Raw genomic sequence first — 18231 nt, forward strand, 5'->3', positions numbered from 1 at the left:
CGATTTTCGCTCGGCATTAACAGCAACAATCTTAACTTAAAACCAATAACCGATACTCACAAAAAATTGAGAACGACCTTCTTCTGGGGTCCAAGAATACATAAGGTTTACAGGACCAAGAAAAGACTCCCAGCCATACCCTACACCATAGCCAGAATAGGCTGGCGCATCAAACCATTCTCCCGTTCTAAAGAGGTCATCATCTACATTTGCAAAATTGGCAGTAAACAAAGCATGATTTTTTTTTGCAAATTCATAATCGAGCCTGGCATAGGCTTTTACAAAACTATTACCTACCAAACTTATAAAATCATAACCTACAAACGGCACCAAACTATTTATGAGGTCAGTACCATAGCCCCCTAAAATAAAATCAAAAGAGGTAACATTAGAAGTACCTAATTTAAAACCTCCTTCTGCCTCTATATTCAAGGAAAGATTCTTCACCAATGGCAATGCCATTCCCATTCTAGCTTTGGATATGGAGAAATCCTTAAAATTGTTGTTATAATCGGAAGACAAAATATAATAATGCATATCCCCATTAAAATACAGTCCTCTTGATGGAAAATATTTATCATCATAAGTATCTAATTTAAGCGCGCCAAAAGCACTGATGTAGTTACTTCTTTCAAAATAGGTTCGTCCGTTACTATCTGTATTACCGGGCAGACTATCATCATCAATATCACCAAAGGTTCTAGTACTAAACTGTAAATGCTTAAACTCCCCGCCAAGTGTAAAGGAAAACTCTTCTTTAACTACGGTTTGAACATATAGTTGATTGGTAAAGTCTGATACGTTCAAGTTTATAGAATTTAATTGGGTACCATTACCGACATCAAAATTACCCTGTATTAAATCAAAATCGATTTCTTGTTCAAAATCATTGAATCTAGAATTTATTCCAAAGCTCCAGTAACTACCTTTATCTACATAATATTCGAAATTATACCTAATATTATCGCCCAGTATAAAATCAAAAGATGCTACATCATCTTTTGAAAGTATTCTTTTTTTGGTAAGATTTATAATTGCCCCGCTCTTGTATAGATCATCATAATGAGCACCCAGTCTTAAAAAGGAAGTGTTTCTGGTTTCATCTAATGGCAAAATTAGATCTTCGCCTCCATTTAAATTATTTAATAATTTATACTTTATAGTTCTAAAATTGCCCGTTGCCGATAGATTACTGATGCCTTGCTGTAGTTTTTTAAAATCTATAGGCTCATCTAGGCTAAACCTTAATTTCCCTTTTACATACCCTCTTGTATGATCTGTATTTCCCTCAATAAGCAACCTATTGACCGTTAGCTCTTCTTTTGCACCTACCACGGGTATGGCTCTTTTTTCAGGAACGTCTTTAGAGCCGATTTTTTTCAACTCCTCTAACTTTAAATTAGCCGCATCTTCCCCTTTTTTAACAATTTCAGCCAATCTATTAAAGTCTATTACCGAGAATTCCTCTATTTGTGGCTTAATGTAAATATCGGTTTTGGCTGATTTAATTTGCATATCGGCAACTGTTCTATAGTTGTTGATTTGAAGTAAAATTTCTGTAGCGGACAATAGTGCATCACGATCAGATAGCCCATGCTGTACATCAACCCCAATAATCAAATCAGCCCCCATAGCCCTAACTTCGTCTATTGGATAATTATTTACCACACCACCATCGATCAACACCTTATCATTAATAGTCGTAGGTTCAAAAAGCGAAGGCAGAGTACCACTTGCCAATATTGCCTCTGGTAAGTAACCCGAATCTAAAACCACTTGTTTACCAGTTTCTATATCGGTTGCAATACACACAAACGGAATAGGCAGTTTATTAAAATCATCTACATCCTTAACGTGATATAAAAGCCGAACAAATTCATTATAAATATTCTGCCCACCAGAAAATGCAGGGGGCACTGTAACCTTAAAGTTTTTAAAGGGCAATGTTAAAGCATACCTTTCCGAGTCTTCTTTTTCATAAAAGGTCTTTGCGCTTCTAGGCAGATTATCTTGTATTAATGCCCCAACATTGGTAACCGTAAAAAGGGAATCAAGCTCATTGGCCGTATACCCCGAAGCGTATAAGGCACCAACAATGGCACCCATACTAGATCCGCCAATATAATCTATTTCTATACCTGCCTCTTCAATGACCTTTAACGCACCAATATGCGCCATACCTTTTGCACCACCGCCACTTAACACCAAACCAATTTTTGGAGCTTTCTTTACATCTGTACTTTGCGCAAATAGTGTTGTAGCAATCATTAATGAGGCTACAACCAAGACATATCTTGAAAACAATTTATTTTTGACGGAAAGACTCATATATTTTCTTTGCTTTTGATGCACCAACTTCTTGACTTAAACTTTCTACCGATGCTTCTTTTATTCGCTTGACCGATTTAAATTTTTTCAATAATTGTTGAGCAGTTTTTTCTCCCACACCATTTATCCCTTCAAGCTCAGAATTGATCGCCCCCTTACTTCTTTTATTTCTGTGAAAAGTGATACCAAACCTGTGCGCTTCATTCCTTAAATACTGAATAATTTTTAAACTCTCAGACTTCTTGTCCAAGTATAAAGGTATAGGGTCTTCTGGAAAATAAATTTCCTCTAGTCTTTTTGCAATACCTACAATGGCGATCTTACCCCTTAAACCTAAAAGGTCAAGACTTTTTAGCGCTGAAGACAACTGACCTTTACCACCATCAATGACAATTAATTGCGGCAAAGGTTGCATCTCCTCTTGAAGTCTTTTATATCTACGAAAAACCACCTCTTCCATTGACGCAAAATCATCAGGGCCGGTTACTGTCTTTATATTGTAATGTCTATATTCTTTTTTAGAAGGCTTACCATCTTTAAAAACAACACATGCAGCTACAGGATTGCTACCTTGTATATTACTATTGTCAAAACATTCTATATGCCTTGGCTCGGAAGATAACCTTAAATCTTTCTTCATTTGCGCCATAATTCTATTCGTATGGCGATCTGGATCAATAATCTTAATCTGATTGAATTTTTCTTGTCTAAAGAACTTGGCATTTCGTTCAGAAAGATCAAGAATACGTTTTTTATCCCCTAATTTAGGCACGGTAACTTTAAGTCCTGGTGAAACTGCAATCTTAAATGGCACATAAAGCTCTTTAGATTCTGATTTGAATCGATCTCTTATTTCAACAATTGCCAATTCTAACAAATTTTCATCTTGCTCCTCTAATTTTTTCTTGATCTCCATTGTATGAGATCGTATTATTGAACCATGTGACAATTGTAGAAAATTTACATAGGCATATGCATTATCAGATACTATACTAAAAACATCAACATTGCTGATCTTAGGATTTACTATTGTTGATTTGGATTGGTAATTTTCTAAAACATCAATTTTGTCCTTGATCTTTTGAGCCTCCTCAAACTTCATTTCTTCTGCCAAAGCTTTCATTTGACCTTTGAAATACGCTAATGAAGATTTAAAATTTCCTTTTACTATTTCTCGTATATCTTCTATTTGCCTGTCATATTCAGAAATTGATTGATACCCTTCGCAAGGACCCTTACAATTTCCCAAATGGTATTCTAAACAAACCTTATACTTACCAGCATTAATTTTTTCTGCCGATAAATCATAATTACATGTTCTTAAAGGGTAAACACTTTTAATTAAATCTAAAAGCACCCTTACTGTCTTCATGCTCGTATACGGACCAAAATATTCAGAACCATCTTTAATTACCCTTCTAGTAGGAAAAAACCTCGGAAACCGTTCATTTTTTAAACATAACCACGGATACGACTTATCATCTTTCAACAATACATTATACCTTGGCCTTAGCTCTTTAATTAAATTATTCTCCAACAAAAGGGCATCTGACTCTGTGGGCACTACAATATGCTTTATAGCCCTGATCTTTTTAACTAAAACCCGTGTTTTACCGTATTCATGATTCTTATTAAAGTAGGAAGAAACACGTTTTTTCAGATTCTTTGCTTTACCTACATATAATATACTGTCATTACTATCATAAAATTGATATACTCCCGGTCCGGTAGGTAATGCACTTAACTGTATGTTTAAAGGAATTTCCGTCATAATTCAACACCACTAAATTAATCTTTAATACGCACTTTATAATATACATTTAGGCAATAATCCAGATTATACAATTGAAAATACCTATTGCGACTTTAATAAAATTCATACATTATAATTGCGAATACACTATTTTTTAAATCTTTAATTAAAAAAACAACAACACAAAAAATTTATTAAAAAGTCAAATATTTGATTTTCAGTTAATTATATATTAAAATGTTTAGAAATATGCGCCAGAATGTTAATTTTAATATAAAAATGTGCATTTCAACGATAAAAATGTGCACTTCACGGAGATCATATAAATTATTTTACCTATTTTTAACTCAACAACAACAATTATTAGCTCATTTACAAATCTAGGATTATGGATAGTTATATCATCACATTAGGAACATACCTTATTTTAATGTTATTTTTTAAGGTATTTTTTGCGGTTGCAGGAAAGGAATAAATTGAACTTAACGAGGTTACAATCACTTCACTATGCTGAAGAGAGATTTACGCTTAAAATATTCAAAATTACGTAGTTCCCTAACACCCTCACAATTATCGCTTCAAAGTATAGCCATTGCGAACTCAGTTTTGCAATTGCCCATATGGAAAAAAGAATACTTCCATATTTTTTTGCCCATTCAACAAAAAGCTGAAATAGATACGGAAGGCATTATATCCATACTCTTAGGATTGGATAAAAATGTTATTGTACCTAAAATTATTTCTTCAACCCAGCTTGAACACTACTTACTTACCGACAATACCAAATTCATCATCAACAAACTCAATATTCCCGAGCCAGTAGATGGTATTACCATCGAACCTAAAAAACTTGATGTTGTATTTATTCCTCTTTTAGCTTTTGACGAAAAAGGAAATAGAATAGGGTATGGAAAAGGATACTATGACCGATTCTTAAACGATTGCAGAGAGGATGTCATTAAAATAGGACTATCTTTTTTTGAAGCGGAACCCTTAATAGATGATATAGATATTACCGATATACCATTAGATTATTGCATTACCCCAAAAAAAACTTACTCGTTTACAGAATCTTGATTTTCTGTAGTGCTTTCAACATCTTTTGAAACGGGTTCTTCTTTACTAAAGGCTCTCTTATTAAAAACTAAAAGAATACCAACTCCTGTACTTATTGCCGTATCGGCAATATTGAATACCGGTTCAAAGAACCTAAAATTCTGCCCTCCAACCATTGGCATCCAAGATGGCCAAGTTGAATCTATCATTGGAAAGTACAGCATATCTACCACTTTACCATAAAATAATTTACCGTAAGGCTCATCTGAAAATAAAGTAGCTACCTCATTATAACTTTCATTGAATATGGCACCATAAAATACTGAGTCAAGTATATTACCCAATGCTCCCGCAAAAATTAAAGAAACCGCCCAAATCAAAGTATTGGAGGCTTTTTTCTTAATAACATCAAACAGCCAATAACCTATACCAAAAATGGCGAACAACCTAAATATAGTCAACACCAATTTCCCTATATTATCTGAAATAGGTAGTACATCGCTAAGTTTTGCTCCCCAGGCAGCACCTTCATTTTCAATAAATAAAATTTTGAACCAACTGAAGACTTCTACAGATTCGCCCAACACAAAATGGGTCTTAATATAAATTTTACTCCATTGATCGATTACTAGGATCAAGAGAATAAACAATACGGATTTTTTAATGTTCATGGGCTATCATCAATGAGCGCAAAAATATAAATATTATTCGGTTTTACTGAGAACTATATTTCCGGTAATGGTTTCTAACATAAAAGAAGATATACCAAGTGGAATAGGGTTAGTAGATACGCTACCATACTTGTTATGGGTTTTTATCTCTGCAGATTTTGCAAGAATAGTAATGTTACCACTTTGCGTTTTAACTTTCGCATCTGCTTTTAGATTTTTTAACAAACACGCCCCATCGGATAAAGAAACATCAACGTTTTTATATGTACCCTCAACAACTACTCTTGCATTGGTACCAAATACTTCCAATTTTTTTTGACGTGGCATTTTTATTCTAATAGCTATAGAAATCACCTTATGTGCGCTTAATTTATCGTTCGGATTTTCAAAATTAGGTGTAAAACCCGTTTCTACCAAAAGGGTATTACCATTGGTCAACACATCTAAACCTAGATCTTGACTGTATTCACCTTCCATCTCTGCCAGAATACTTATTTCATTATTATTACTGGTTTCTACTTCAACAATATAGGAATTGGTGGCATCTACCTGAATTAGTTCAATGTGATCGCCCAGTACATTTTTATACATCTTCTTTTGAGCGTTAAGCCCTAAAGAGAATAGTAGTAAGCAATATATTAAAGAACCTTTCAAAACTATAGTTATTAAAAAACGCCCCTAAAGGCGTTTTCATTATGACTGCATATTTTTAGCTTCTATGCTTAACGTAGCATGCGGCACCAGTTTCAATCGCTCTTTATTGATCAATTTTCCGGTGACACGACAAATGCCATAGGTTTTATTTTCAATGCGTAAAATAGCGTTCTTAAGGTCACGAATAAATTTTTCTTGACGTATGGCCAATTGGGTATTCGCCTCTTTACTCATAGTTTCAGAACCTTCTTCAAAAGCTTTAAAGGTTGGCGATGTATCATCTGTACCATTATTACCATCATTCATATAAGCACTCTTTAGTAACTCTAAATGACTTTTAGCCTTTTCAATTTTCTCTTCGATCAATTCTTTGAATTCTGCCAAATCTTTGTCAGAATACCTTACTTTTAAATCTTCTGCCATCTTTTAATGTTTTTCAATAAACAATTTAGTGTTCACCTCGTCAAAAGCAATTTCAACGCCTTTGTCCAATTTTTCTTCAAAAATTAATTCGGCCGTTAAAGTTTCCGTTTTAATATACTCAATATTATCTTCTACAGCTACTTCAACAAAACCATCTTTTAAAATTTTAACCGCAATTTTATCCGTTACCTCAAATCCTGAATCTTTTCTAATATTCTGGATTCTATTTACAAGTTCTCTAGCTACACCTTCATTTTTCAACTTGTCATCAATTGTAACATCTAGAGCCACGGTTAATTTACCAGATGTTGCCACCATCCACCCTTCAATATCTTGAGAGGTAATTTCTACATCTTGTAACTGTAAAGTAATACTTTTATTTTCTAATTGGATTGTTAATTCGCCATCTTGCTCAATTTTTTGGATATCATTTTGCTCAAAAGCATTGACCACTTGGGCAATTTGTTTCATTTCCTTGCCAAATTTAGGTCCTAAAGTCTTGAAATTAGGCTTAATACGTTTTACCAATATACCAGATGCATCATCTAAGAGCTGAATTTCCTTAACATTAACTTCAGATTTAATTAATTCTGAAACTGCTTCAATTTCTTCTCGATCCTTGGCATCTAGAACCGGAATCATGATTTTTTGAAGTGGTTGACGTACTTTAATCTTCTCTTTCTGACGGATGGACAACACCAAAGAAGAAATTATTTGTGCCTTGTGCATCTTCACTTCTAAACTTTCGTCTATAAGCGATTCGTCTGCCTTTGGAAAATCCGCCAAATGCACACTTTCAAATCCGTCTTTCACCGTCGCCTTATTTAAATCTAAATACAAGCGATCCATAAAAAATGGAGCAATAGGTGCAGACAGCTTAGCGACAACATCTAAACAAGTATATAAGGTTTGATATGCTGCAATTTTATCTGTTGCATATTCGCCTTTCCAAAAACGTCTTCTACACAAACGAACGTACCAGTTACTCAAGTTTTCTTGAACAAATTCAGATATTGCCCTTGCGGCACGTGTTGGCTCATACTCGGCATAAGCGCTGTCCACAACCTTTATCAATGAATTTAATTCAGAAAGGATCCAACGATCAATTTCTGTTCGCTGTTCCATTGGCACATCTTCTTCTGAATACGTAAACTCATCTAAGTTTGCATACAAGCCGAAAAAGGAATATGTATTATAAAGTGTACCAAAGAATTTACGCTTAACCTCTACAATACCTTCGGTATCGAATTTTAGGTTATCCCAAGGGTTGGCATTGCTGATCATATACCAACGCGTTGCATCGGCACCATGTTCGTTCATAGTCTCAAAAGGATCTACGGCATTACCCAATCGCTTGGACATCTTTTTACCTTCCTTATCTAACACCAATCCGTTAGAAACAACATTCTTATACGCTACTGAATCAAAAACCATAGTAGCTATTGCATGCAAGGTATAGAACCAACCACGAGTTTGATCTACACCTTCAGCTATAAAATCTGCCGGAAATGTTTTTCCTTCATCAATCAGTTCTTTGTTTTCAAACGGGTAGTGCCACTGTGCATAAGGCATTGAACCACTATCGAACCAAACATCAATTAAATCACTTTCACGCTTCATAGGTTTACCAGAAGCAGAAACCAATGTAATTTGATCTACAATATTTTTATGCAGGTCTATTTTATCATAGTTCTCTTCAGACATGTCATCCACAACAAAATCTGCATAAATATCCTTCTCTAACACTCCGGCTTCAACAGCTTTTGCCATTTCCGATTTTAACTCGGCAACCGAACCTATAATTATTTCTTCCTTACCATCTTCTGTTCTCCAAATTGGTAATGGTATTCCCCAATATCTTGATCTTGAAAGGTTCCAATCATTGGCGTTCGCCAACCAATTTCCAAATCTACCTTCACCAGTTGCTTTTGGTTTCCAGTTGACCGTTTGGTTCAATTGGAACATTTGATCTTTTACATCGGTTACTTTTATAAACCAAGAATCTAATGGGTAATATAAAATTGGTTTATCCGTACGCCAGCAGTTTGGGTAACTGTGCACATACTTCTCTACTTTAAACGCTTTATTTTCCTCCTTTAATTTAATCGCTATCTCAACATCTACCGATCGCTCAGGTGCTTTACCATCTTCGTAATACTCGTTTTTAACGTATTTACCACCCAACTCTTTTAGCTCTGGTCTAAATTTCCCTTGTAAATCTACCAAAGGCACTAGATTGCTGTTCTCGTCTAACACAAGCATTGGCGGAATTTCCGGAACTGCCTGCTTAGCCACAAAAGCATCATCTGCACCAAAGGTTGGAGCAGTATGCACTATACCCGTACCATCTTCTGTTGTAACGAAATCACCCGCTATTATTCTAAACGCATTTTCTGCATTTTCATAAGGAAGAACATAATCTAACAATTGCTCATACCTGACCCCAAGTAAATCTTTTCCCTTAAACTCTTTTACAACATAAAAAGGAATTTTTTTATCTCCGGATGCATAGGATAACAATTCTGATTTTTCTGATACCTCGTTATATTTTCCCGAGAATTGTTTTCCTACTAAATTCTTAGCAAGCACAACATTCATTGGTTTAAACGTATACTGATTATACGTTTCTACCAAAACATAATCAATTTTTGAACCGACCGTTAATGCCGTATTGGATGGCAATGTCCAAGGTGTTGTGGTCCATGCTAAAAAGTATACCGTACCTTCATTCTGTAAGAAATCAGGCAGCGTCTCCTCCACCGCTTTAAATTGTGCGGTTACCGTAGTATCTGTCACATCTTGATAGGTGCCCGGCTGATTTAATTCATGCGAGCTTAACCCTGTTCCCGCTTTTGGAGAGTAGGGCTGTATCGTATAACCCTTATATATTAAACCTTTAGAATAAATCTGCTTTAATAACCACCATACCGTCTCCATGTATTTGGATTTATAGGTGATGTACGGATCTTCCATATCTACCCAATACCCAACTTGTTCGGTCATAGAGTTCCAAACATCGGTATATCTCATCACTGCTTTTTTACAAGCAGCGTTATATTCTTCTACTGAAATTTTAACCCCAATATCTTCTTTGGTAATACCAAGCTCTTTCTCAACACCTAGCTCAATAGGCAATCCATGGGTGTCCCAACCTGCTTTACGTTTTACCTGATAACCTTTCATGGTCTTGTACCTCGGAAAGATATCTTTAATAGTTCGTGCCATTACGTGATGTATACCGGGCATTCCGTTAGCAGAAGGCGGACCTTCATAGAATACGTAACTATCCTTACCCTCTCGAGTAGATATACTTTTTTCAAAAATGGCATGTTCTGACCAGTAGTCAAGTATTTCTTCTGCGACCTTTGGTAAATTCAATCCTTTATATTCTGCAAACTTCATAGAAAATGCTTCTAGTACTGGGTTTTAAAGGCTGCAAAATTATAAAATTTTAAGCAAAAAGGAGTGTATTGAACCCAATGAAATGCTTATAAACCGTGGTTTAGAAGATTTATTAACAACTTGAACATCCAAAAGTTAAATTTCTACGTATATTACTGCGAACAATTAACCATTAAACGTTTACACAATGAAAAAAGTAATTTTAGGATCATTAGCAATTTTAGCACTTAGTATGTCTGTTTCTTGTAGAGATGCTGCCGACAAAGCAAAATCTGCAACCGAAGAAGCCGGTGAAGCTTTAGAAACTGCAGGAGAAGAACTTAAAGAGGCAGGTGAAGATTTAGAAGAAGCTGGTGAAGGTGCCATGGACGCTGCTAAAGAAGCAAGCGAAAATGCAATGGAAGCTGCCGAAGATGCTGCTGAATCAGTAAAAGAAGCTGGTCAAGAAGGTATGGATGCCGCTAAGAAAGCAGGACAAGACGGTATAGATGCTGCTAAAAAAGCTGGTAATGATGTAAAAGATGCTGCAAACGACGCGGCAGATAAAGCTGCTCAAAAAGCTGCAGAAGTAGAAAAGGCGGTTAAACACTAACCATATCCTTTTTATATAATTTTAAAAGACCCGTTTTCTACGGGTCTTTTTTTATTTAAAAATAATAGCCTAGACCAAGAATAACGTTAATACCAGGTGCCACTATACCCGACGAATATGTTCTATACCGTTGGTCTGTAAGATTCTCTACGTTACCCGTGAGTTTAATACTTCTAGAAACATCATACTGCGAACGAAAATTTAACGTGTACCATGATGGTGAAAACGGATTCCCATTTTCGTCGACTGCATATATATAATCCTTTTCCTGTTCAGACATTGCCAAATCATCATAGCCCACCTCACCGTTATAATTGACGAATAGGTCCGTTTTGATTTTCTGGTTTTTCCATACCAAATGAAAATCTCCAAAAGTTGGTGCAGCGTGTCTTGCAGCAGTTTCAGTACCATCATCTTCCTCTTCTATACCTTCCGTTAAGGTCAGATTAGAAGATAATGCCCAATGATCGGTCAAGTATGCCTCCAAACCAAACTCAAAACCATATACATAAGCTTTAGCCGCATTTTGAATCGCCTGTACGTTACTCAACTCCCCACCGTATTCAATTTCTGAAACACCGTTATAACTAAAATCTCTTCTCACCAAAGCATCAACCAAATACGTATAATAGGCGGCTCCTTTCAGAATAACCCTGTCATTAATATTTCGCTGAACACCTATTTCCCCATTATACGCATATTCTGGTTCTAAATCTGGATTAGGCACCACCACAGAACCCGGTTCAGAATCAAATATTTTACCAACATCATCAATATTAGGAGCCCTAAAACCTGTGGAGCCATTTAAGGTTACCTGAAGATTCGCTCTTGGAAACCAACTGAAACCAATACTACCGGTCAATGCACCTGTGCTTAAATCTGCCTTGTCGAAAGGAAAATCGTAAAATGTATCGTCAAAAACAGCATCTACCCAAACATGACTGTATCGTAAACCGGACATTAAAGTGAAATTGGGTTTTGCCTTATATTCACCATTTACATAGCCCGCCAAACTTTGCCATGACGACCCATTTGGGTATCTCGATGCTGCATCGGTTTTTTCATTGGTATTAATATTAAGATCATAACCATTGGACCTTACCTTATTGTAAATATATTCACTACCATAGTACAGTTTAAAATCACCAATTTTTTTGTTCTCAAAATCCAAATTAACATTGAAAGCGTCTACTTTTTCTTTTGTGGTATTTCGGATCTCATCTTGAAAATCCCTGTTAATTCTACTCTCTTCAAAAAATTGGTATGCCATACCTAATTTTAAACCATCATAGACCTTACCACTACCCTTATTGAGCAATTGTACATTTCCCATAAACCACTTTTGGGGACCATAGTACCATTCTGCAGAACGTAACCCTAAACCGTCACTCGACGGTCTAATTAAACGGTCATATCTAGAATAATTTGATGTTTCACTATAATACGCTCCTAAGTTCAAATCCCATTTAGTATTAGGCTTGAACAATATTTTTTGCATAAGGTTTATTTGGTCATAACCTGTGGTCACCTGTTTTTTTGGATTGCCATTATCAACCACCTCATCAACTCCGTTAACGGTTTGCACATAATTATTTCTCAAATAAGAATCCGGTCCGTGAGAACCCATTCTTAGATCTTGAAAGTTATTATATGTCATACTTGTAAGCGATGCCCATTTTTTCTTTCCCAAATTAACATCAGCATGAACCGTATTCTCATTATTTGCAGATGAGAATCTATAGTTGGCACTACCGTTGACCCTAAGGCTATCGTTTTGCGACAACATAGGCTTATTCGTATAAAAATTCATTACGCCTCCAATAGCGTCACTACCATAAATAACGGAACCCGGTCCAAAAATAACTTCGGTATTCTTAATGGTGTAGGGATCTATCGAAATTACATTTTGCACATTACCTCCTCTAAAAATAGCATTGTTCATTCTAACACCATCAACAGACAATAACAATCTATTAGTAGCAAAACCCCTAATCATTGGGCTACCACCTCCTAACTGACTTTTTTGTACAAATACCTTACCGCTGTTTTGAAGTAAATCTGCAGAAGTTTGCGGCGTAGTAAATGCAATGGAACTTGCATCTAATGAGATAATTTTATTGGGAATATCCCTCTTTTGCTGCTCCCATTTAGAAACGGACATTACCACTTCATCTAATTCTTGGGCCTTCATAACCAAGTACACTTTATTCCCTTGTCGTTGTAGCTGCTGTTTTGTGGTGTTGAACTCTTGATAACCAACATGCTTTAACGTTATACGTTCTTTATAACCAAATACCGAAGCATTGAATACCCCATCAAAATCGGTCAAAGCAATCTTTGACTTATCTTTATTAAATACGGCAACATTGGAAACTTCTTCAGCACTGTCTCCATCTAAAACGGTTATATTTTGTGCATTACCAAAACAACTAAACAATAAAAGTGCAATAATTAGATACTTAGACATACGTATTAAATACTTCATTTAAAACGGCAAGCGACTTCGGTTTTCTAAACCCCTGTAAATGTAATTCAAAGTAAAGTATTAAGGATTTTAGTAGTTCTTGTCGATTGGTTTTGTTCATTTTTATGGTATGAATTGCATCAAAATTTGTGCCTAAGAAGCATTTTAAGTAATAAATATTTTCACCCTTAAGATTGGGGTTTAGCGATTCTTTTTCGGCGAATTCACCCTCCAACAAATCAAAATACGGTTTATCTATTTGATAGACATCTGGATAGAAACCTAAAAACCTGGTAAGCGATAACATAAAATACAAATGAAAGTTCGCCACATTCTTGTGCATATCCAACCATTGCAAAGAGGCTTCTAAATATTCGAACAAATCTTCGTTCTTTTCTTCTTCTCGTATACTATTCCCCAACAATTCAGCTAAAAATAAAGTCATAGCATTTTTGGCCATGTCTGCATACAACGTTTGATAATGATAAAAAACCTTAGCTTCTTTAAGTGTCTCTAAACTACCTTTATTTTTATGATTAGCAACAATTTCAAGCTGTGTCAAAGGTTGAAAATAAGCAGTCTTTAATTTCCCCTTCTTAGAGGAAAGAACACCTCTTAATAAATATGATTTAATTCCGTCGGAAGCAGTAAAAGCTTTAACGATAAGACTGGTATCGCCATATTTTATTGCAGAAAATACTATTGCCTTGGTGGTTACCTGCATATTGAACAATCTATTTAAACAAAGATAGTTGATTGTATTTTGGCGATTATGGGATAAAAAAAAATGCGAGAACCAAAAATAGGTCCTCGCATTATATAACTATATGCTTTAGGTAAAATCTAAAGTATTAGATGACCCCTTGAGCCAACATGGCGTCTGCTACTTTTACGAAACCAGCAATATTTGCTCCCTTTACGTAGTTACAGAAACCGTCTTCTTCTTTACCAAATTCTATACAAGAATCATGAATGTCTTCCATAATATCCTTTAAACGCTCATCTACCTCTTCACGTGTCCAGCTTATTCTTAATGAATTCTGTGACATTTCTAAACCAGATGTTGCAACACCACCAGCATTTGAAGCTTTACCAGGTGCAAACAATATTTTTGCATTATTGAATTCATGTACGGCATCTGCGTTACAAGGCATGTTTGCACCTTCGGCAACACACATACAACCATTTCTCAATAATAGTTTTGCATCGTTTTGATCCAATTCATTTTGGGTAGCACAAGGCAATGCGATGTCACATTTTACTTCCCATGGTGTTTTGCCTTGGTGAAATTCAGCCGAAGGGTATTGCTTAACGTATTCAGAAATACGCCCTCTTCTGTTGTTCTTAAGGTCCATTACAAAAGCTAGTTTTTCGTCGTTTAAACCATCTTTATCATAAACGTACCCACTAGAATCTGAAAGTGTTACCACTTTAGCGCCTAATAATATTGCTTTTTCAGCCGCATATTGAGCTACGTTACCCGATCCAGAAATTACAACAGTTTTACCATCAAAACTTTCATTTTTGGTCTTTAACATGCTTTGTGCAAAATATACGGTACCATAACCTGTAGCTTCCGGTCTAATTTTAGAACCACCCCAAGAAAGTCCTTTACCTGTTAATACACCGGTAAACTCGTTACGTATTTTTTTGTACATGCCAAAAAGGAAACCAATTTCACGAGCACCAACACCTATATCACCGGCAGGTACATCGGTATTTGGACCAATGTGCCTATTTAATTCTAACATAAAGGCATGACAAAAACGCATTACCTCGTCATCAGATTTTCCTTTAGGGTCAAAATCAGAACCACCTTTACCACCACCCATCGGCAATGTTGTAAGGCTATTTTTAAATACTTGTTCAAATGCCAAGAACTTAAGAATACTAGCATTTACCGTTGGGTGAAAACGTAAACCACCTTTATATGGTCCAATTGCAGAATTCATCTGAATTCTATATCCACGGTTAACATGAATCTCTCCATCATCATCTACCCATGCCACCCTAAACGATACTAAACGCTCTGGTTCTACCATTCTTAAAAGAATGTTCTTACCATTATATATTTCGTGCTTCGCAATATATGGTATTACAGTTTCAGCAACTTCTTGAACCGCTTGTATGAATTCTGGCTCATGTCCATTTCTGGCAATTACCTCATCCATAAATGCTTTAATTTTATTTTCCATAAAGCTATTTGAACTTATTAAATTATTGATTTCAAAATATAACGCCAAAATTATGCTATTTGTGTAATTTGATGGCTTAATTTTTTAAAAATTGATAAAAATTGTTGTTTTGACAACAAATCACCCTTACTTACTACATTTAATTTAACATTTGGGCCATTAAGCTATCGCTTGATCTAAATCTGCAATCAAATCATCAATATCTTCTATACCAACGCTTAATCGTATTAATTCGTCTACAATACCACTCTTAAGTCGATCTTTTTTAGGAATACTTGCATGCGACATACTTGCGGGGTGCCCAACTAGACTTTCTACACCTCCTAATGACTCTGCTAAAGTAAATACCCGTAGCTTCTCCACAATTTTGATAGCTTCTTCGTAAGTACTTCCTTTAGGAACAAAAGAAATCATACCTCCAAAATCTTTCATCTGCTTTTTTGCCACCAAGTGGTTAGGATGATCCTCAAAACCTGGCCAATACACCTTTTCAATTTTTGGGTTATTGTTCAAATATTCGGCAATAACCCTACCATTTTCACAATGTCGCTGCATACGAACGTGTAATGTTTTTATTCCTCTTAAAACTAGAAAACTGTCCATTGGCCCACAAACGGCACCGCTCGCATTTTGAATAAAGTACAATCTGTTCGCCAAATCTCTATCCTTTACAACCAATCCTCCTACAACCGAATCACTGTGCCCTCCGAGATATTTTGTTGCCGAATGCATTACAATATCAACACCCAAATTTAATGGCTGTTGTAAATAAGGTGTCGCAAAGGTGTTATCTACCGCCAATAAAATATCATTTCCTATAGTTAACGCCGAAATAGCCTTTATATCTATAATGTTCATCATTGGATTGGTAGGTGTCTCTACCCAGATCAATTTGGTTTTCGAATTGATTTTTTCCTTAACGGCATCTGCTCCTTGCATTCCAACAAAATGAAAAACTATTCCAAACTTCTCAAATACCCGTTTAAAAATTCTATATGAACCACCATATAGGTCATTTGTAGAAATGACTTCATCACCTGGTTCCAATAATTTAAGAACAGCGTCTATTGCCGCCATACCACTACCAAATGCCAAACCGTATGTGCCACACTCAATACTTGCCAATGAATCTTCTAAGGCTGTTCTTGTGGGGTTTGCACTTCTAGAATATTCATACCCAATATGACCACCAGGTGTAGTCTGTGCATATGTGGAGGTTTGATAAATAGGAGGCATTACAGCACCGTAAGCTTCATCTGGTTTTTGACCACCGTGTATGGTCTTGGTGTTAAACTTTAAGTCTTTGGCAGCCATAATACAGTATTTGCCATACAAATGTATTGTTATCTTTTGGGGAATACAATGATGATGTATTTTTACATTAAATCTATCCCATACATGAAATCAAAGCTTACCTTTTTATTCCTTACCGTTCTATTAATTGGCTGCAACAATAAAAATTCATTATCATTTGAACCGCTATCCGTTCAAACTGAAGCCTGCGAAAATTGTACTTCGGTTCAAATAGATATTCCAAAGGCAACGGGGAAAACCAAACTGAGTGCAACTATAAATTCTGCCTTGGAAGGTGAAATTATAGCTCTTCTTAATTTTGATGAAGAAAGCAACGCCAAAAATCTAGAGGAGGCAAAGGATGCTTTTTTAAATGATCATGAAGTACTCAGCAATAAATTTTTAGAAGAATCAATACCATGGGAGGCATCTGTTGAAGGCTCTATATCTTTTGAAAACGATGAGCTAATAACCATTAAACTTGCTTCTTACATTTTCACGGGTGGCGCACATGGTTATGGCACCAACAGATTTCTAAATTTCGATAAACTTAAAGGGATTGAGCTCTACCAAGAAAACCTATTCAATAATTTAAAAGATTTTACACTTTTTGCGGAGTCTCAATTTCGTCAACAAGAAAACATACCTGCAAACCACTCAATAAACAGTACCGGTTTTATGTTCGAGAACGAACTATTTTATTTGCCTAGTAATATTGGTTATAATGAAAACGGATTGCTATTGTTTTATGAACCCTACGAAATTGCTTCTTTTGCAGATGGACCTATTACCTTGACCATTCCATATAAAGAAGCAAACCCTTTTCTAAAATATCCTAAGAAGCCTTAAGCTAATTGTTTTAATAACAATGCAATTTGCCCAATGTGCAAACCTTCGTGAAATAGGTTAAAAGCAATGGCATCATCAACATTTTTAAGCGTAACCTTAGCGCTAGTGGTATACTCGTTAAATGTTTGAAAAAGATTCGTTTCATAATCTTCTATGAGCCATTCTGCAGTAGATATCAAAAAATCGGCTATTACCATCATTTCTTCATCAGAAGCTGTACCGTCGGGCACCGTACCTTTTTTAAACTTATCCACTAAATTATCTGGCACACGCATTTGTAGCCCACTGAATTTATACACTAAAAGCTGTTGGGTAATTATTGTATGGGCTATATTCCAATACACATTGTTATTAAAGCCCTGAGGTATTTTTAATAATTTATCTTTTGATGTTTTTGTCAATATTGCATGTAGGTTTCGACGATTCTGCAACATTACCTGAAAAATATTCTCTGTCATCTTTTCACATTTAAAGCCTTGTAAAAATAGCACAATTAATGTTATTTAGGTTTCTTTGTAGTACTAAAGCCGTCATTAAAAAAGGTGTTTTAT

At 35.5% G+C, this 18231-nt stretch carries 14 protein-coding genes; 3 read left to right on the plus strand and 11 right to left on the minus strand.

Annotation, left to right across the window (positions count from 1 at the left end; translation table 11 throughout):
- Positions 1 to 36: 36 nt before the first annotated feature.
- Complete coding sequence (locus EXIGUO8A_RS05910; protein ID WP_236564439.1) at positions 37 to 2328, minus strand: patatin-like phospholipase family protein; 2292 nt, start codon at positions 2326 to 2328, stop codon at positions 37 to 39.
- Positions 2306 to 4099: an excinuclease ABC subunit UvrC gene (gene uvrC, locus EXIGUO8A_RS05915; protein WP_159302383.1), complete on the minus strand. Its 1794-nt coding sequence runs from the start codon at positions 4097 to 4099 to the stop codon at positions 2306 to 2308. The genes EXIGUO8A_RS05910 and uvrC overlap by 23 nt, the downstream gene beginning before the upstream one ends.
- 489 nt (positions 4100 to 4588) lie before the next feature.
- On the opposite strand from uvrC, the gene EXIGUO8A_RS05920 reads away from it, so the two are divergent.
- Complete coding sequence (locus EXIGUO8A_RS05920; protein WP_159302384.1) at positions 4589 to 5158, plus strand: 5-formyltetrahydrofolate cyclo-ligase; 570 nt, start codon at positions 4589 to 4591, stop codon at positions 5156 to 5158.
- Here the strand turns inward: EXIGUO8A_RS05920 and EXIGUO8A_RS05925 are convergent.
- The 4 genes from EXIGUO8A_RS05925 to ileS form a co-directional block, all read right to left on the minus strand.
- Positions 5137 to 5808 (minus strand): lipoprotein signal peptidase, encoded by a 672-nt coding sequence (locus tag EXIGUO8A_RS05925; RefSeq protein WP_116771345.1) that lies wholly within the window; start codon positions 5806 to 5808, stop codon positions 5137 to 5139. The genes EXIGUO8A_RS05920 and EXIGUO8A_RS05925 overlap by 22 nt on opposite strands.
- Positions 5809 to 5841: 33 nt before the next feature.
- The gene (locus EXIGUO8A_RS05930) at positions 5842 to 6399 is read right to left on the minus strand and encodes a DUF4097 family beta strand repeat-containing protein (RefSeq protein WP_159302386.1); all 558 of its coding nucleotides are present in this window, start codon (positions 6397 to 6399) and stop codon (positions 5842 to 5844) included.
- 102 nt (positions 6400 to 6501) lie between these two features.
- Positions 6502 to 6885, minus strand: coding sequence for a TraR/DksA family transcriptional regulator (locus tag EXIGUO8A_RS05935; RefSeq protein ID WP_058104814.1), 384 nt, complete (start codon positions 6883 to 6885; stop codon positions 6502 to 6504).
- Positions 6886 to 6888: 3 nt separating this feature from the next.
- Positions 6889 to 10287, minus strand: a complete 3399-nt coding sequence (gene ileS, locus EXIGUO8A_RS05940) for an isoleucine--tRNA ligase (protein WP_159302387.1) — start codon at positions 10285 to 10287, stop codon at positions 6889 to 6891.
- A gap of 187 nt (positions 10288 to 10474) precedes the next feature.
- On the opposite strand from ileS, the gene EXIGUO8A_RS05945 reads away from it, so the two are divergent.
- On the plus strand, positions 10475 to 10879 hold the full coding sequence (locus EXIGUO8A_RS05945; protein ID WP_159302389.1) for a hypothetical protein: 405 nt from the start codon (positions 10475 to 10477) through the stop codon (positions 10877 to 10879).
- Positions 10880 to 10934: 55 nt separating this feature from the next.
- Here EXIGUO8A_RS05945 and EXIGUO8A_RS05950 read toward each other — a convergent pair whose 3' ends face one another.
- The 4 genes from EXIGUO8A_RS05950 to EXIGUO8A_RS05965 all read right to left on the minus strand — a co-directional run bounded on the left by EXIGUO8A_RS05950 (position 10935) and on the right by EXIGUO8A_RS05965 (position 16852).
- The gene (locus tag EXIGUO8A_RS05950; protein WP_236564440.1) at positions 10935 to 13346 is read right to left on the minus strand and encodes a TonB-dependent receptor; all 2412 of its coding nucleotides are present in this window, start codon (positions 13344 to 13346) and stop codon (positions 10935 to 10937) included.
- Positions 13339 to 14067: a DNA repair protein RecO gene (recO, locus tag EXIGUO8A_RS05955; RefSeq protein WP_116771350.1), complete on the minus strand. Its 729-nt coding sequence runs from the start codon at positions 14065 to 14067 to the stop codon at positions 13339 to 13341. The genes EXIGUO8A_RS05950 and recO overlap by 8 nt, the downstream gene beginning before the upstream one ends.
- A gap of 127 nt (positions 14068 to 14194) precedes the next feature.
- The gene (gdhA, locus tag EXIGUO8A_RS05960) at positions 14195 to 15538 is read right to left on the minus strand and encodes an NADP-specific glutamate dehydrogenase (protein WP_116771351.1); all 1344 of its coding nucleotides are present in this window, start codon (positions 15536 to 15538) and stop codon (positions 14195 to 14197) included.
- 159 nt (positions 15539 to 15697) lie between these two features.
- A complete protein-coding gene (locus EXIGUO8A_RS05965) occupies positions 15698 to 16852 on the minus strand; it encodes a cystathionine gamma-synthase (RefSeq protein WP_159302392.1) in 1155 nt (384 codons plus the stop codon).
- An 84-nt stretch (positions 16853 to 16936) separates the two neighbouring features.
- Between EXIGUO8A_RS05965 and EXIGUO8A_RS05970 the strand changes: the two genes are divergently transcribed.
- Complete coding sequence (locus EXIGUO8A_RS05970; RefSeq protein ID WP_159302394.1) at positions 16937 to 17680, plus strand: DUF3298 and DUF4163 domain-containing protein; 744 nt, start codon at positions 16937 to 16939, stop codon at positions 17678 to 17680.
- On the opposite strand, the gene EXIGUO8A_RS05975 is transcribed toward EXIGUO8A_RS05970, so the two are convergent.
- Positions 17677 to 18138 (minus strand): DinB family protein, encoded by a 462-nt coding sequence (locus EXIGUO8A_RS05975; RefSeq protein ID WP_116771354.1) that lies wholly within the window; start codon positions 18136 to 18138, stop codon positions 17677 to 17679. The genes EXIGUO8A_RS05970 and EXIGUO8A_RS05975 overlap by 4 nt on opposite strands.
- Between the last annotated feature and the right edge of the window lie 93 nt (positions 18139 to 18231).

Source organism: Maribacter litoralis, assembly GCF_902506355.1.
GTDB lineage: Bacteria > Bacteroidota > Bacteroidia > Flavobacteriales > Flavobacteriaceae > Maribacter > Maribacter litoralis.

Bases quoted from the DNA above. Each gene is read 5' to 3' on its own strand.
- EXIGUO8A_RS05910 (WP_236564439.1), bottom strand. From the start codon at position 2,328: ATGAGTCTTTCCGTCAAAAATAAATTGTTTTCAAGATATGTCTTGGTT.
- uvrC (WP_159302383.1), bottom strand. From the start codon at position 4,099: ATGACGGAAATTCCTTTAAACATACAGTTAAGTGCATTACCTACCGGA.
- EXIGUO8A_RS05920 (WP_159302384.1), top strand. From the start codon at position 4,589: ATGCTGAAGAGAGATTTACGCTTAAAATATTCAAAATTACGTAGTTCC.
- EXIGUO8A_RS05925 (WP_116771345.1), bottom strand. From the start codon at position 5,808: ATGAACATTAAAAAATCCGTATTGTTTATTCTCTTGATCCTAGTAATC.
- EXIGUO8A_RS05930 (WP_159302386.1), bottom strand. From the start codon at position 6,399: ATGTATAAAAATGTACTGGGCGATCACATTGAACTAATTCAGGTAGAT.
- EXIGUO8A_RS05935 (WP_058104814.1), bottom strand. From the start codon at position 6,885: ATGGCAGAAGATTTAAAAGTAAGGTATTCTGACAAAGATTTGGCAGAA.
- ileS (WP_159302387.1), bottom strand. From the start codon at position 10,287: ATGAAGTTTGCAGAATATAAAGGATTGAATTTACCAAAGGTCGCAGAA.
- EXIGUO8A_RS05945 (WP_159302389.1), top strand. From the start codon at position 10,475: ATGAAAAAAGTAATTTTAGGATCATTAGCAATTTTAGCACTTAGTATG.
- EXIGUO8A_RS05950 (WP_236564440.1), bottom strand. From the start codon at position 13,346: ATGTCTAAGTATCTAATTATTGCACTTTTATTGTTTAGTTGTTTTGGT.
- recO (WP_116771350.1), bottom strand. From the start codon at position 14,067: ATGCAGGTAACCACCAAGGCAATAGTATTTTCTGCAATAAAATATGGC.
- gdhA (WP_116771351.1), bottom strand. From the start codon at position 15,538: ATGGAAAATAAAATTAAAGCATTTATGGATGAGGTAATTGCCAGAAAT.
- EXIGUO8A_RS05965 (WP_159302392.1), bottom strand. From the start codon at position 16,852: ATGGCTGCCAAAGACTTAAAGTTTAACACCAAGACCATACACGGTGGT.
- EXIGUO8A_RS05970 (WP_159302394.1), top strand. From the start codon at position 16,937: ATGAAATCAAAGCTTACCTTTTTATTCCTTACCGTTCTATTAATTGGC.
- EXIGUO8A_RS05975 (WP_116771354.1), bottom strand. From the start codon at position 18,138: ATGACAGAGAATATTTTTCAGGTAATGTTGCAGAATCGTCGAAACCTA.